The organism is Sphingomonas sp. BL-S-29 (genome assembly GCF_055521495.1).
On sequence record NZ_CM145482.1, the window covers coordinates 2,746,474 to 2,759,682 of the forward strand.

At 62.9% G+C, this 13,209-nt stretch carries 13 protein-coding genes; 6 read left to right on the plus strand and 7 right to left on the minus strand.

Annotated elements, in window-relative coordinates:
- Positions 1-33: 33 nt before the first annotated feature.
- On the plus strand, positions 34-549 hold the full coding sequence (locus tag ACZ1I2_RS13090; RefSeq protein ID WP_465173698.1) for a CcdC protein domain-containing protein: 516 nt from the start codon (positions 34-36) through the stop codon (positions 547-549).
- Here ACZ1I2_RS13090 and ACZ1I2_RS13095 read toward each other — a convergent pair.
- Positions 546-1,013 carry a methyltransferase family protein gene (locus ACZ1I2_RS13095; protein WP_465176952.1) on the minus strand — a complete coding sequence of 156 codons (468 nt, stop codon included), beginning with the start codon at positions 1,011-1,013 and terminating at the stop codon, positions 546-548. The genes ACZ1I2_RS13090 and ACZ1I2_RS13095 overlap by 4 nt on opposite strands.
- Positions 1,014-1,077: 64 nt before the next feature.
- Positions 1,078-1,971 (minus strand): DMT family transporter, encoded by an 894-nt coding sequence (locus ACZ1I2_RS13100; protein ID WP_465176951.1) that lies wholly within the window; start codon positions 1,969-1,971, stop codon positions 1,078-1,080.
- An 83-nt stretch (positions 1,972-2,054) separates the two neighbouring features.
- Between ACZ1I2_RS13100 and proS the strand changes: the two genes are divergently transcribed.
- A complete protein-coding gene (gene proS, locus ACZ1I2_RS13105) occupies positions 2,055-3,590 on the plus strand; it encodes a proline--tRNA ligase (RefSeq protein ID WP_465176950.1) in 1,536 nt (511 codons plus the stop codon).
- 644 nt (positions 3,591-4,234) lie between these two features.
- Here the strand turns inward: proS and ACZ1I2_RS13110 are convergent.
- Positions 4,235-4,801, minus strand: a complete 567-nt coding sequence (locus ACZ1I2_RS13110; RefSeq protein ID WP_465176948.1) for a hypothetical protein — start codon at positions 4,799-4,801, stop codon at positions 4,235-4,237.
- A gap of 238 nt (positions 4,802-5,039) precedes the next feature.
- On the opposite strand from ACZ1I2_RS13110, the gene ACZ1I2_RS13115 reads away from it, so the two are divergent.
- The 4 genes from ACZ1I2_RS13115 to ACZ1I2_RS13130 all read left to right on the plus strand — a co-directional run bounded on the left by ACZ1I2_RS13115 (position 5,040) and on the right by ACZ1I2_RS13130 (position 8,973).
- Positions 5,040-6,197: a DNA cytosine methyltransferase gene (locus ACZ1I2_RS13115; RefSeq protein ID WP_465176947.1), complete on the plus strand. Its 1,158-nt coding sequence runs from the start codon at positions 5,040-5,042 to the stop codon at positions 6,195-6,197.
- A 4-nt stretch (positions 6,198-6,201) separates the two neighbouring features.
- Entirely contained in the window at positions 6,202-6,618 is a 417-nt protein-coding gene (locus ACZ1I2_RS13120; RefSeq protein ID WP_465176946.1) for a very short patch repair endonuclease, read from the plus strand.
- Between the two features lie 64 nt (positions 6,619-6,682).
- Positions 6,683-8,017 carry an ATP-binding protein gene (locus ACZ1I2_RS13125; RefSeq protein ID WP_465176945.1) on the plus strand — a complete coding sequence of 445 codons (1,335 nt, stop codon included), beginning with the start codon at positions 6,683-6,685 and terminating at the stop codon, positions 8,015-8,017.
- Between the two features lie 2 nt (positions 8,018-8,019).
- Positions 8,020-8,973 (plus strand): O-methyltransferase, encoded by a 954-nt coding sequence (locus tag ACZ1I2_RS13130; protein ID WP_465176944.1) that lies wholly within the window; start codon positions 8,020-8,022, stop codon positions 8,971-8,973.
- Between the two features lie 256 nt (positions 8,974-9,229).
- On the opposite strand, the gene hmgA is transcribed toward ACZ1I2_RS13130, so the two are convergent.
- From hmgA to ACZ1I2_RS13150, 4 genes are all read right to left on the minus strand, one after another.
- The gene (hmgA, locus tag ACZ1I2_RS13135; RefSeq protein WP_465176943.1) at positions 9,230-10,513 is read right to left on the minus strand and encodes a homogentisate 1,2-dioxygenase; all 1,284 of its coding nucleotides are present in this window, start codon (positions 10,511-10,513) and stop codon (positions 9,230-9,232) included.
- 192 nt (positions 10,514-10,705) lie between these two features.
- The gene (hppD, locus tag ACZ1I2_RS13140) at positions 10,706-11,779 is read right to left on the minus strand and encodes a 4-hydroxyphenylpyruvate dioxygenase (protein WP_465176942.1); all 1,074 of its coding nucleotides are present in this window, start codon (positions 11,777-11,779) and stop codon (positions 10,706-10,708) included.
- A 90-nt stretch (positions 11,780-11,869) separates the two neighbouring features.
- Positions 11,870-12,250: a DUF427 domain-containing protein gene (locus tag ACZ1I2_RS13145; protein ID WP_465176941.1), complete on the minus strand. Its 381-nt coding sequence runs from the start codon at positions 12,248-12,250 to the stop codon at positions 11,870-11,872.
- Positions 12,251-12,302: 52 nt separating this feature from the next.
- Positions 12,303-13,052 (minus strand): SDR family NAD(P)-dependent oxidoreductase, encoded by a 750-nt coding sequence (locus tag ACZ1I2_RS13150; RefSeq protein WP_465176940.1) that lies wholly within the window; start codon positions 13,050-13,052, stop codon positions 12,303-12,305.
- Positions 13,053-13,209: the final 157 nt, after the last annotated feature.

Consider the following 13,209-nt stretch of genomic DNA (forward strand, 5'->3'; position numbering starts at 1 on the left):
CATCGTGGGGCGCATAGGGAGTGGGGGACGGGGATGCAGGTTCATACCGGGCAGCCGCAAGGCTGGATGCAATATGCCATCCCGATCGCGATCTTCGTTCTGGTCTTCGCCTTTCGCGCCCGGCGGCTGAGCCAGCTTCGACCGCTTCGGATCGAGCGGCTATGGATTTTCCCGGCCATCTATCTGGTGGTCTGCCTCGGCATGCTGGTCCAGTTTCCGCCGACGCCGGTGGGATGGGGGCTGTGCGCGGTCGCGCTGGCGGTCGGCGCCGCGCTTGGGTGGCAGCGCGGCAAGACGATGCGGATCACCGTCGATCCCGACACGCATCAACTCAACCAGAAGGCGTCGCTGGCCGGCATCGCCTTTCTGTTCGGGATCGTAGGGCTGCGTGCCGCTGCGAGGGCGGGGAGCAGCGCGTTGCACCTGAACGTCGCGATGCTGACGGATATGCTCGTCGTCCTGGCGCTCGGCCTGTTCGCGGTGCAGCGCGTCGAGATGTATCTGCGCGCGACGCGGCTGCTCGATGAGGCGCGGGCGGCGAAGGTCTAGAACCAGCGCGGGACGTTCTGCTTGTAGGCGTCATAGTCCGCGCCGAACTTGCCGAGCAGATAGCGTTCCTCGCGCGCGATGACCTGGGTGCGGATCAGCAGGATCGCGACCGGCAGCAGCAGGAGCGCGGTGAAACTGTCGAACAGGATGGCGAACCCGGCATAGAGGATCGCCATGCCGAGATACATCGGGTTGCGGGTGACGCGGTAGATGCCGGTCGTGACCAGGCGGGTCGAGGATCGCCAGGGCCTCGTCGCGGTGCCCAGCCTGCGGAATCGTTCCGAGCCCGCCAGGATCACGCCGGCACCGAGGAGGAGGAGCGTCCCGCCGGTCATGATCGACAGCGTGCCGGCGGGGCCGAGCCGGCCGGTCAGGCCGGTCCAGGCGAACCCCAGGAGAAGCACGCCGAGATAGATGAGAGGGGGCGGGAAGCCCACTTTCGCGCTGTCCGGATCAATTCGCATGGCTCTCTCCGATGATCGCCGCGCATCATGCGGGGAGGGATGCAGCGAACGCAAGGCCCCGGCGCTAGACGATCGCCTGCTCGGTCTCGGTCTGCCGTCGGACATGTTCGCGCCACACGATATAGAGCCCGCTGCCGATGACGATCGGCGCCCCGATCCAGGTCGAGAGACCGGGAAATGTCCCGAACAGGAGCCAGCCGTACAGCGTCGCCCAGAGCAGCGACGAATAATCCATCGGCACCACGATCGAGACCGGCCCGAGCTTGAGCGCGGTGGTCAGCGCGATCTGGCCGAGATTGCCGATCACGCCCACGCCGATCAGCAGGAGCCAGACCTCCAGCGCGTGCTTCTGGTGATCCATCGCATAGACGATGCTCAGCGGGATCATGGACAATGTCGCGAACCAGAAGACCGTGGTGTAGGGACTTTCCGTCCGCCCGATCCTGCGCAGCTGGATCGAGACGATCGCGGCGAGGAACCCGGCGGAGAGGCCAGCGACCGTGCCCCAGAGGACGAAATGGCCCGTCCCCGGACGCGCGACGATCAGCACGCCGACGAATCCCGCGACGACCGCGAGCCAGCGATGCCAGCCGGTCGGCTCGCCCAGCACCAGCGCGCCGAGGATCGTGGCGAAGATCGGCACGGTGAACTGCAAGGTGGTCGATTCGGCGAGCGGCAACAGCGTCACCGCGATGAACAGGCAGCTCATGCTGCTCAGGCCGACCACGGCGCGGAAGACATGCGCCCCGAGCTGGGCGGTGCGGATCGTCGCGAGCCCGGGGCCCAGCGCGATCACCGTCGCGACCAGCGGAACCCCGACCGCCTGGCGGAAGAACAGGATCTCGGACAGGTGGGCGCCGCGATATTCCGCGAGCTTGATCAGCGCCGTCATCGTCGCGAGGCACACCACTGACAGGAGGCGGAGCGCGATGGCGGGAAGGATGCGGTCAGTGGTCATCTGGTCGCTCGCTCTTGCGGAAGAGTGAGCCGAGGAACAAGTCCGGGGTGACGGATTAATCCGGAGCCGCTATCCGGCCTCGCATGATCAAGCATGCTCTCCCCGTCACCCGCGAGGCCGATTTCTCGGCCTGGTACCAGTCCGTCATTTCGGAAGCCGATCTTGCCGAGGAATCCGGCGTGCGCGGCTGCATGGTCATTCGGCCATGGGGGTATGGCATCTGGGAGCGGATCCAGCGCCTGCTCGACGACCGGATCAAGGCGACCGGCCATGAGAATTGCTATTTCCCGCTGTTCATCCCGCTGTCCTATTTCGAGAAGGAAGCGGAGCATGTCGAAGGGTTCGCCAAGGAGATGGCGGTCGTCACGCATCACCGGCTGGTGAGCGACGGCAAGGGCGGGCTGATGCCCGATCCGACCGCGAAGCTGGAAGAGCCCCTGGTCGTGCGGCCGACATCGGAGACGGTGATCGGCACCGCCTTTGCGCGCTGGGTGCAGTCGTGGCGCGACCTGCCCGTGCTGATCAACCAATGGGCGAACGTCGTGCGCTGGGAAATGCGCACGCGCATGTTCCTGCGCACCAGCGAGTTTCTCTGGCAGGAAGGGCATACCGCGCATGCCACCGCCGAGGAGGCGCGCGAAGAGACGCTGAAGATGCTGGAGGTCTATCGCAGCTTCGCCGAGGATTGCCTGGCGCTGCCGGTCGTCGCGGGCGAGAAGCCGGAGAATGAGCGCTTCCCCGGCGCCGTCGCGACCTATTCGATCGAGGCGATGATGCAGGACGGCAAGGCGCTCCAGGCGGGCACCAGCCATTTTCTCGGCACCAATTTCGCGAGCGCGCAGGGCATTCGTTTCCAGAATGCCGCGGGCGAGCTGGAGCTGGCCAATACGACGAGCTGGGGCGTCTCCACGCGCATGATCGGCGGCGTGATCATGGTGCATGGCGATGACGACGGCCTGCGCGTGCCGCCGCGTATCGCGCCGTGGCAGATCGTGATCGTGCCGATGCTGCGCGACCAGCCCGAGGACGCGGAGATCGTCGATTATTGCAAGGCGCTGCAGGCCGAACTGGCAAAGCTGTCGGCGTTCGGCGAGCCGGTGCGCGCGCTGCTCGATCTCAAGCCGGCCAAGGCCGCGACCAAGCGCTGGGGCTGGGTGAAGAAGGGCGCGCCGATCGTGATCGAAGTCGGCGGCCGCGATGTGGCGGGCGGCAACGTCTCGGTGATCCGGCGCGACCGGCTGTACCGCGAGGACGGCAAGCTCGACAGCGCCGTGGTGGCGCAGGCCGATTTCATCGGCGAGGCGGTAGCTACGTTGGAGGGCATCCAGACGAATCTGCATGCCGAGGCACGCGGGCGGCTCGAGGCGAACATCGCGCGCGATGTGACCGATTTCGCCGGGATCGAGCGGGTGTTCGCCGAGAGCGAGAAGAACCCGGGCTGGGTCGAAGTGCAATGGTCGAAGCCGACCGGCACCGCGCTCGATGCCGTGGTGGAGCGGCTGAAGGCGCTCAAGCTGACGATCCGCAACGCGCCGATGGATGCGGCGGCGATCAATGGCGCGTGCCTGTTCACGGGCGAGCCGGCGGTGGAACGGGTTCTGGTGGGGCGGTCCTACTAGGGCCTCACCTTTCCTGTCGCACCGCCGGCACTCCGTAGCGCCGCGCGTGATGCGGTAATGGATCGGTCATGGGAAAGAGCGGGACAGGATGATGCTCACGCGCCATCCTGCCTCGTCTTTGCATGCATGGTGGTGCCGTTGAATCGATCGGTGGTCGAAGCGGGTTGAGTCACGATTTTCGCGATGTATCCGGCGATCCGGATGCAGCCGATTGGGCGGGCCCGTGGGTGCGATAGTCATCGTGCCGGCTGTTGGAACCATGGCGCAGTATCGCGGTGGAACAGCTTTCGGACATTGCCGGGGGGGCTTCGATTCCGGCAAGTAACCGGCGATTTATGCGAGGCACCTGCGAACGGGGCGGAATCGAGCGGTTCTTGGCGGTCGCGCGAGAATTATTACAGGTCACGGGTTGCGAGGTGCATAGCGACTGAGAGCGCGGGGCGTGGGTGGGCGTAGCGTATTGCGACGCTATTGTCATTTTACTCGCAGAATTTTGCAGGGGGTATCGGTTTTTCATCGCGCTTATCTTTGTGCTGGAATCGGATACTTGGCGGTTTGCTCCGGATGGATTGGCCTAGTTGTTCGGGAGATTTCAGCACGAACGAGCGGGGGCTTGAATCGGGGCTAGTGGGTAGCGATGGCAACTAGGGTCTCAGCCGAAAGAAGAGAAATGCGGGCTCGTCGCGGGGGCCGATGATATAGGCGGCGTCGATCCCGTCGCCGTTCGCGAAACGGCGGCACGCGTCGATGCGGATCGGCTCGCGTGCGACCGTCACCAGGCACGCGGCGGCATGGTGGCATTCATCCCGGTGGACGCACTCAACATCCAAGAAGGCCTGTTTAAGGCGCTGTCCCAGGTAACCTACCGTCACGGGCCGTCGCGTCCGCTTGAACTCGAAGGAGTAGCAGCGACGGCCGGTGTCGAACCAAAGGTCGGCCCTACCGCGTACCTTGGTGCGTTTGTCCGACCGGCCGCGCTTGAAGATGTCGTATTCGTTCATTGGCAGATATCCCGCCATCGCGGCGGCGTTGGCCAAGAAACCAACGGACGCGACTTCGTGATAATCGAAGGGCGAATCCCCATCCAGGCGGTTAGCGAAGCGCCCGTAGAGTTCGTCGGCGCTGCGAAGCCATGCCTCCCAGTCGGACAGGATACCCGTCCGACGGGCGTCGGCGACCCTGATGCATTCGTAGCTCAGGCCAACCTCCATATCGTGGCCGGCATCATCGACCGTCGACCCGACTACACCGCGTCCCGCAAATAGTGCCAGCCTCCAGCGGAGCCCGAGGGCAGTGCGAAGGTCAGCCGCTCTTGAATCTCGATCACGCGACGGAGCTTACGATTGAACATGATCGTATCTCGGCTGCCGAGATTGTCCACATTTGGGGATGCTGTATCAACGAGTTGTGCTAGTGCATCGCCTCGAGATGGAGGATGACGCGGGATCGATGAAGCTGGTTGAACTATTCTGCGGGACAGGCGGATTTTCGCGCGGGGCGCACGCGGCCGGTTACGATGTTGCCGCCGCCTACGATGTCGACCCGATCCTTTCCTCGTCTTACCCGTTGAATTTCCCCGACACGACGCTCCTGCATCGCGACGTCTCCCTTCTGTCCGGCGAACAGATCCGCAGCGACATCGGCGGGGAAGCCTTCGGTGTTTTCGGCGGCCCCCCGTGTCAGGGCTTCAGCGAGATGGGCAAGCGAGATGCGGACGATCCCCGCCGGGCGCTGCTGGGTCACTTCTTCCGCATCGTCGCCGAACTCGATCCCGTTTTCTTCGTGATGGAAAACGTCCGAGGGCTGGCGTACCCGGACTCCCGCCCGGTACTCGACGAAGCTTTAAAGTACGTCGACGAGCGATACGATATCCTCGGCCCCCACGTCTGGGACGCTTCGGAATTCGGCGCGGCGACGAAGCGCCATCGCATGTTCGTGATCGGCATCCGCAAGGATCGCAAGGCGCCACCGACGCTTGCCGATATCGAGGCGCGCAAGCGACCCGCTGCGACCGTCCGCCAAGCCCTTGCCGATCTGAAATACCTGAAGCCGATCGAGGAGCATCCTGATCTGCGCGGTTTCGACCGCTGGAAGATCGATCGCGGTGGCAGAGGAACGGATTACGCGAGCAAACTGCGCGCCAAGGATGGGGTGACTACCGGCCACCGTCCGACGCAGCACTCGCCTGCCGTGGTGAAACGCTTCCGCAGCGTTCGTGCAGGCGGCTTCGACCGGATCGGGCGTCACCCTCGACTGAAGCTGAGCGGTCTGTGCCCTACGATCCGCGCCGGCACCGGGTCAGACAAGGGATCGTTCCAGGCAGTGCGCCCTATCCACCCCGAGCAACACCGCGTGATTACGGTTCGGGAAGCCGCACGGCTGCAGGGCTTTCCCGACGATCACCTATTCCACCCCACCGTATGGCACAGCTTCCGCATGATTGGGAACAGCGTTTCCCCGATCATGGCCGAGGCGGTGTTCGTCGCGGTTCGCGATCGTCTCGCCCGCGCTGAAGAAGAAATCGCCGCCGCCGAACGCGAAGAATGCGAAACGGTCGAGATCGACGACGTTGCAGGCGAGCGGCTAGTTGCCAAGGCTGCGGAGTAGCGCGGTGGTCGACCGGCTTACACCCGAACGCCGCTCGTGGTTGATGTCCCGCGTGCAGGGAAAGAACACAACACCGGAAATGCGCGTCCGGCGTGCCGCTCACGCGCTCGGTCTCCGCTTTCGCCTGCACCGCAAAGATCTGCCCGGCAAGCCCGATCTCGTGTTACAGAAATATCGGCTAGCGATCTTCGTGCACGGCTGCTTCTGGCATCGTCATCCGGGTTGCAAAAAGTCTTCCTCTCCTAAGACGCGTGTTGAATTTTGGGAGGCCAAGTTCTCCGCCAACATCGCACGTGACGCGTGGGTTACCAGCGCACTTGAGGCACTTGGATGGCGAGTGAAAACTATTTGGGAGTGCGAAACGCGGGATCCCGCGGCCCTCGCCGCCACAATCGACGAGGCACGTTATTTTTCTCGCTGAGGCTTCAGCTATCTGTAGCAAATTTTTTCCAAGCTGATAGCTTGCCGGAGGGGGGAGACTAGCTGTGGCTAAATTTGTCGCGAGCAATGATCCGAATAAGGCGGATGCGTCGCCGACCAAACGATTTTTCGTGGATATTATCACTCGCGATATCCAGCTCGACGAGGCCATCCAGGACCTTGTCGACAACTGCGTCGACGGTGCGAAACGTCTTCGCCCCGATGGCAACTTCCGTGGCCTGCACGTAAAGATCCAAGTGACAAAGCAGAAGTTTTCGATCGTCGACAACTGCGGCGGGATTCCCCTGATCATAGCACAGAAGTACGCGTTCAAGTTCGGCCGGGCCGATGGATTCGAAGAGACGAGCCATTCGGTCGGCCAGTTCGGTATAGGTATGAAACGAGCCCTGTTCAAAATGGGCAATCAATTTACGGTTGAGTCCACAGAGCCGAACGCCAAGTTCGAGATTGACGTCGATATACCGGCTTGGCTTGCCGACAACGAGAACTGGGATTTCTCGATCTCTGGGCTCGAACAGCGGCCCTTCCCCGTTGAGCAAACAGGCACCACTTTGACGGTTACCAGTCTGGGCGTCGGGGTTCCCGACCGATTCGAGCAGACCACGTTCCTCACGTCTCTTTCTAACGATTTGCGGGTCGCGCACGCTGAGCCGATGGCCGCAGGATTGGAAATCACGCTCAACGACCAAGCGATTATTGCGAGCGTCTGGGAATTGAAGTTCTCGGATTTGATACAGCCCGTCGTCAGACGATACGAGGACGATCTCGGCGGAAGCGCTCCATTAATTACCCGTTTGCACGCGGGAATAGGCGATTCAAGTCGTCAACACGCAGGTTGGTACGTGTTCTGTAATGGCAGGAATATCCTAGAAGCCAGTCAGGATAGGATCACCGGCTGGGCCGAGGTCGACGAAGGCGTTGCGATCCCCAAGTATCACGGACAATTCGCGCGCTTCCGTGGCTATGTTTTCTTGGATTCGAACGATGCAAGCCTGTTGCCATGGAACACCACAAAGACAGGATTAGACCTAGAGTCGGCGGCTTACCGAAGACTCAAGCCGCGCCTCATCGAAGCGATGCGTCCTATCATAACCTTTCTGAATGCCCTCGACGGCGAGAAGGATCTCGAACCGGCGGATCGTATCTTCACAGCAGCTGTGTCCTCGGCAGCACCTCTGCCCCTGGCTCGCCTTCCGCAACGGGACGCTTTCCTCGTTCGGCAACCGGCCAAACGAGGGCCGCCCATGTCTCGCATCAGTTATCAAAAGCCGAAGAGCGAAGCATTGAAGCTGATGGAGGCATTCGGGGTAAAGAAGAGCGGCGAGCTGGGAGAGCGGTCGTTCGACTTCGCCTACGAAAACCTCGTCGAGGAGGACTGATTTTGGTCGGTACCTTCAAAGCGATCGACTATCGTCTGCGCCCTGCGAAGCACGCCGAACGATCGATGCTAGTCGATCTGTATAAACATCTGCGGTTCGCCCCGATGGGCGGTTATCAGTATGTCGGTTTCGGCTCTGTGGCCTTCGTCGACTTCCGCATGGTGCATCGGGCGCTCGGTATCAACGACCTGCTCAGCATTGAAGGCACCGACGATCCTGACGAGCAACGTCGTTTCGACCACAACAAGCCTTACGACAGGATCGATCTGCGCTTCGGACACTCAACGGCTATCCTTCCCGCCGTCGATTTTGACAGGCATTCGCTTGTCTGGCTGGATTACGATCAGCCGGCTCGTCGCTCCATGGCAACCGACCTAGCCTCGGTAGCCGGCAAGGCCAAAAGCGGTACGTTCGTCGCAATAACCTTTACCAACGACTTTCCCGCTTCCGGTAAGGGTGTGGAAACCGCTATGACGCATCTGAAGAACGGTTTCCCCGAATTCGTCGCGGACGACGCCAAGCCAATTGCCTTTCAGGGGCCGCGATATGCCGAATTCGTCCGCGGCACCTTCGGCGCGTTGCTGAATACGGCATTGGCCGACGCCGATGCTGGCAACCCAGATCCATTGGCAAAACGGACCGCCATTCAAGTCTGCTTTTTCAAGTACAAAGACGGCGCAAAGATGGCCACGATCGGCTGGATGATCGTTGCGAAACGCGATCACCACACCTTCGATGGCTGCCGTCTCGACACGCTGCCATTCTATCGATCAGGGGCCGACGCCTTCAATATCGTTATACCGAAAGTTACACCCTTCGAGGTTCGCGAAATGGAGCGTCGTCTGCCTTTCCCAGAAACGGCCGCCGATCTCGACTGGATACCGATCGAAGAGCGACTCGCGTTCGCCCGAACCTACCGATACCTCCCGAACTTCGCTCCGGTCGAGGCAGTCTGACTTTGAGCAGCGTGATGTTTTTCAGCTGTCACATCTGGATCGCGACTGATACTAAGCGCGCTTCGAATATTGCCTAGCGGCGGCTTCGACCTCGTGTCCAGAAGTGGACGGGCCGCTTAACACCAGCAATTTTGATCGCCGCGCCGTGAGCGAGCCTCGGTTTTCGGGGTCAGCGTCAGGGCAGACCCGCGATCAAGTTTAGGGCACAAAAAAGCCGTTCGTTCCAGGGGGCTCCCTCGTTCCCCAGCCGGCCCGCCTATCCCGGCAGCTGCGCCTTCGGAAACCCCGTCCAGACCTGGTCGTAATCCTCGTCCAGCGCGCCGGTTTCCAGCGCATAGTCGGTCGGGTGGAACACCCAGCGGCTCTCGATCATGAAGGCCATGGTGCCGTCGATCTTGTGGGGTTTCAGCTCCGCCTCGCTTGCGCCCTTCCAGCTCGCGACATCGGGGCCGTGGCCGCTCATCTGGTTGTGCAGCGACAGCGCGCCCGGGTTGAAGCCGTCGGCCTTGGCGTCATAGGCGCCGGCGATCAGGCCCATGCATTCGCTCATCGTGTTGCGGTGGAACCAGGGCGGGCGGAAGGTATTTTCCGCGACCATCCAGCGGGGCGGGAAGATCACGAAATCGACATTCGCAGTCCCGGGCACGTCGCTGGGCGAGGTCAGCACGGTGAAGATCGACGGATCGGGATGGTCGAAGCTGACCGAGCCGATCGTGTTGAAGCGGGCGAGGTCGTATTTCCACGGCGCGTAATTGCCGTGCCAGGCGACGACGTCCATCGGCGAGCGGTCGAGATTGGTGGTCCAGAGCGATCCCAGGAATTTCTGGACCAGTTCGAATTCGCCTTCGCGATCCTCGAACCAGGCGACCGGCGTCTCGAAATCGCGCGGGTTGGCGAGACCGTTGGCGCCGATCGGGCCGAGATCGGGCAGGCGGAAGGGGACGCCGTGATTCTCGGCGACATAGCCGCGGGCCTTGCCCTCCGGCAGCGCCACGCGGAAACGGACGCCGCGCGGGATCAGGGCGATCTCGCCGGGCTTCACGTCGATACGGCCAAGCTCGGTGAACAGGGTGAGGGCGCCCATCTCGGGCAGGATCAGCAGTTCGCCGTCGGCCGAGACGAAGGCGCGGTCGACCATGTCCTTCGAAGCGCGGTAGAGGTGCATGGCGACGCCGGCCTGGCTCTTCGGGCCGTCGCCGGCGACGACCATTGTGGTCAGGCTGTCGAGCCAGTCCGTGTCTTCGAGGTCGAGCGGGCCCCAGCGCAGGCGGTTGGGGGCGAGGGGCTGCTGGCTGATGCCGGGGGCGAAGCGATTGGCGCCGGTGTAGCGGGTGAAGGCGGGGTGCGCGGCGGAGGGGCGCAGGCGGTAGAGCCAGGAGCGGCGATTCTCGTGGCGTGGGGCGGTGAAGGCGCTGCCGCTGAGCTGTTCGGCGTAGAGGCCGAACGGGGGCTTTTGGGGCGAGTTGCGGCCGATGGGGAGGGCGCCGGGGACTGCCTCGGTCGCGAAGTGGTTGCCGAAGCCTGATTGGTAGTCGGACATCGCCTTATCCTTCTCTCATGCCACCGCAACGGACTGTGTAGGGAAGCGAGGTTGCCGACATTGCACCGTCATGCCGGACTTGTTCCGGCATCCATGTTTCCGCCGGCGCCGCCGATGGTGCGTGTGCGGAACGATGGACCCCGGAACAAGTCCGGGGTGACGGTGTGGAGTGCAAGCAACCCTTCGGGGTCTTTACGCCTCGACCTTACCCGGCACCACACCGCGCCTGATCTGGTCCAGTTCGATGCTCTCGAACAGCGCCTTGAAGTTCCCCTCGCCGAAGCCGTCATTGCCCTTGCGCTGGATGATCTCGAAGAAGATCGGGCCGACCATGTTCTCGGTGAAGATCTGCAGCAACAGGCCGCCGCCCGTTTCCGGCGCGCCGTCGATCAGGATGTCGCGCTTGCGCATTTCCTCGACGTCATGGTTGTGGCCGGGCAGGCGCTTGTCGATCAGGTCGAAATAGGTCTGCGGCGTCGTCTGGAAGCGGATGCCGTTGGCGCGGAGCGCATCGACCGTGGCGAAGATGTCGTCGGTCGCCAGCGCGAGATGCTGGATGCCTTCGCCACGATAGTCCTTGATGAACTCCTCGATCTGCGAATGCTCGTCCTGGCTTTCGTTGAGCGGGATGCGGATCTTGTCATCCGGCGCGGTCATCGCCTTGGAGAAGAGGCCGGTCGCCTGGCCCTCGATGTCGAAATAGCGGATCTGGCGGAAGTTGAAGATGCTCTCGTAATAATGCGCCCAATAATCCATCCGGCCGCGCTGGAGATTATGGGTGAGATGGTCGAGCGTGTGCAGGCCGACACTATGCTGGTCGGGCGAAGCGCCTTCGACGGGCTCGAAATCGATGTCGTAGATCGTCGCCGCGCCGCGGCGGTCGACCAGATAGAGGTTCGCGCCACCGATTCCCTCGATCGCCGGGATGTTGAGCTCGGCCGGGCCGACCTTGCCCTCGACGGCGACCGCGCCGCGCTCGACCGCGAGCTTCAGTGCCTTGGCCGCATCGGCGACGCGGAACGCCATCGCATTGGCCGACGGGCCATGCTGCTCGCGGAAACTCGCGACCTGGCCGTTCCCGTCCATGTTGAGCAGGAAGTTGATGTCGCCCTGAGCATAGCGGCGGACATTCTTGGAGCGGTGCGTGCCGACATGGGTGAAGCCCATCTTCACGAACAGGTCCGCCAGCGCATCGGGATCGGGCCCGGTGAACTCGACGAACTCGAAGCCGTCCAGGCCCATGGGATTGTCTTGGCGGTCGGTCATCGCGAATCTCCGAGGAGCAAAGTGGTAACAGATGAAACTACATAGGGCAGCTTCATCCGTTCGTCCACCTCTCAACGCGGCCATGCGCGATCAGGACGCGGGCAGATGCTCGATCGTGACGCGGTCCGTGTAGAAAGCGAGGTGATCCCTGATCCCGGCCACTGCGTCATAGGGGGATTCATAGGTCCAGATCGCGTTCTCCGCCTTGTCGATGCCGGCGGGGAGCGAGAAATAGGAGGCATCGCCCTTGTACGGGCAGTAGGTCGAATGAGCGGTGCGCGAGAGCAGCGCCAGGTTGGCGTCCTTGCGCGGGATGTAGAAGACGGCCGGATAATTGGCCTCGCGCAGGACGAGCGCCTCGGTCGTGTCGGCGATCACCTGGCCGCCCGCCGTCACCTTCACGCGGCCTGCGCCGGGCTCGATGGTGATGGGATGATCGGGACCGGGGATACGGATCGGCTTGTCGGTCATGGCGGTATCCTCACGAAAAAGGGCGGCCCCGAAGGACCGCCCGAGATTGTCATCAGAGGGCGGCGCGCTTGCCGCCATCGACGTTGACGACATGGCCGGCGATGAACGAGGCCTTGTCGGAGGCGAGGAAGACCACTGCCTGGGCGATCTCGTCCGGTGCGCCGGTGCGGGCGAGCGGGATGGTGGACGCGAGCCCGGCCTTGCCCTCTTCGCCGCCGGTGAAGCGGTCGAGCATCGGGGTGTCGATCGGTCCCGGTGCGACGGCGTTGACGCGGACGCCGAACGGCGCGCCCTCGAGTGCCGCGGCCTTGGTCAGGCCTTCCACGGCATGCTTGCTGGCGGTGTAGAGCGCCGCGTTGGCGTAAGCGGCCTGGCCGAGCACCGAGGAGATGTTGATGATCGAGCCGGAACCCTGGGCCTGGAGCACGCGAAGCTCGTGCTTCATGCTGAGCAGCACGCCGAGCACATTGGTGTCGAACATCGCGGCATAGCTTTCCGGGGTCTGGTCAGTGATCGGGCCGAACTGGCCTTCGGTGCCGGCATTGTTGACCGCGACGTCGAGGCGGCCGAATTTGGCGACGGTGCCGTCGACCAGCGCGCGCAGATCGTCCTCATGGCGAACGTCAGCGCGGATGAAATGAACCTCGCCACCGAGATTGCTCAGTTCGGCGGCGACCGCTTCGCCGGTTTCGGCATTGCGGCCCGAGATGACGACCTTCGCGCCCTCACGGGCAAAGGCCTCGGCGGTGGCGCGGCCGATGCCGCTAAGGGCGCCGGTGACGAGGACGACGGGTGCTGTCATGGTAGTGATCCCTGATGAACGCTGGCGGGGCGGAGTGCCCTGCGGTCCATCAAATATGTACGTACGTATTATCTACAAGGGTGCGGACTATGTCCGTACGTATTTATTTCACAAGATACTGAGAAGCAGTGATTTTTAATTCGACTGAGTAGGGGCG